Raw genomic sequence first — 1945 nt, forward strand, 5'->3', positions numbered from 1 at the left:
GGGAAAAAAAGAATTTATTTTTCTTGCGGATTAAAAAAGTTTTTCTACCTTTGCAATCCCAAACGGAAACGAATGGAATCCTAAAGCAGCGGATGTTGCAGGAGGGAATAAAAAAGATTGAAATAAACGAGATGGAATTCAGGGAATATTAAGACCTTAAAGGAAGTTGAAGTTTAAAGATATATAAAGATCGGCCGTGAGGTTTTAGATCGCGAAGTTCTTAAAAGAGATGTCAATGTAGCGTAGCGGGGTAATGAAGTACGGATTCAAGTACAGAATACTTCTGCTTTATTTTAAAGACAATGTCTAACAGACAAATTAAAAAGAAGACTATTTTTAACGATAGTTAAAACTGGTCAGCATCTTACAACACATTTTACAATGGAGAGTTTGATCCTGGCTCAGGATGAACGCTAGCGGCAGGCCTAATACATGCAAGTCGAGGGGTATAGAGGAGCTTGCTTTTCTAGAGACCGGCGCACGGGTGCGTAACGCGTATGCAACCTACCTTAATCAGGGGGATAGCCCGAAGAAATTCGGATTAACACCGCATAAAATCACAGAATAGCATTATTCAATGATCAAATATTTATAGGATTAAGATGGGCATGCGTGTCATTAGCTAGTTGGCGGGGTAACGGCCCACCAAGGCGACGATGACTAGGGGATCTGAGAGGATGACCCCCCACACTGGTACTGAGACACGGACCAGACTCCTACGGGAGGCAGCAGTAAGGAATATTGGTCAATGGAGGCAACTCTGAACCAGCCATGCCGCGTGCAGGAAGACTGCCCTATGGGTTGTAAACTGCTTTTATCCGGGAATAAACCTTTCTACGAGTAGGAAGCTGAATGTACCGGAAGAATAAGGATCGGCTAACTCCGTGCCAGCAGCCGCGGTAATACGGAGGATCCAAGCGTTATCCGGATTTATTGGGTTTAAAGGGTGCGTAGGCGGCCTGTTAAGTCAGAGGTGAAAGACGGTAGCTCAACTATCGCAGTGCCTTTGATACTGATGGGCTTGAATGAACTAGAGGTAGGCGGAATGAGACAAGTAGCGGTGAAATGCATAGATATGTCTCAGAACACCGATTGCGAAGGCAGCTTACTATGGTTTAATTGACGCTGAGGCACGAAAGCGTGGGGATCAAACAGGATTAGATACCCTGGTAGTCCACGCCCTAAACGATGAACACTCGCTGTTGGCGATACACAGTCAGCGGCTAAGCGAAAGCGTTAAGTGTTCCACCTGGGGAGTACGCTCGCAAGAGTGAAACTCAAAGGAATTGACGGGGGCCCGCACAAGCGGAGGAGCATGTGGTTTAATTCGATGATACGCGAGGAACCTTACCCGGGCTTGAAAGTTAGTGAATTATTTAGAGATAAATAAGTGAGCAATCACACGAAACTAGGTGCTGCATGGCTGTCGTCAGCTCGTGCCGTGAGGTGTTGGGTTAAGTCCCGCAACGAGCGCAACCCCTATGTTTAGTTGCCAGCATGTAATGATGGGGACTCTAAACAGACTGCCTGTGCAAACAGAGAGGAAGGAGGGGACGACGTCAAGTCATCATGGCCCTTACGTCCGGGGCTACACACGTGCTACAATGGATGGTACAGAGGGCAGCTAGCTGGCAACAGTATGCGAATCTCATAAAGCCATTCACAGTTCGGATTGGGGTCTGCAACTCGACCCCATGAAGTTGGATTCGCTAGTAATCGCGTATCAGCAATGACGCGGTGAATACGTTCCCGGGCCTTGTACACACCGCCCGTCAAGCCATGGAAGTTGGGGGTACCTAAAGTATGTAACCGAAAGGAGCGTCCTAGGGTAAAACCGATAACTGGGGCTAAGTCGTAACAAGGTAGCCGTACCGGAAGGTGCGGCTGGAATACCTCCTTTCTGGAGTAGCATTGACTACTCGCTGCGCAACATGATATTCTCAAA

At 47.3% G+C, this 1945-nt stretch carries 1 rRNA gene; it reads left to right on the plus strand.

Annotated features, from left to right (window positions below):
• Positions 1–378: 378 nt before the first annotated feature.
• A 16S ribosomal RNA gene (locus O0955_RS18105) occupies positions 379–1900 on the plus strand.
• The last annotated feature ends 45 nt before the right edge of the window (positions 1901–1945 follow it).

Origin of the sequence: Pedobacter punctiformis (genome assembly GCF_027213715.1) — a bacterium.
Classification (GTDB): domain Bacteria; phylum Bacteroidota; class Bacteroidia; order Sphingobacteriales; family Sphingobacteriaceae; genus Pedobacter; species Pedobacter punctiformis.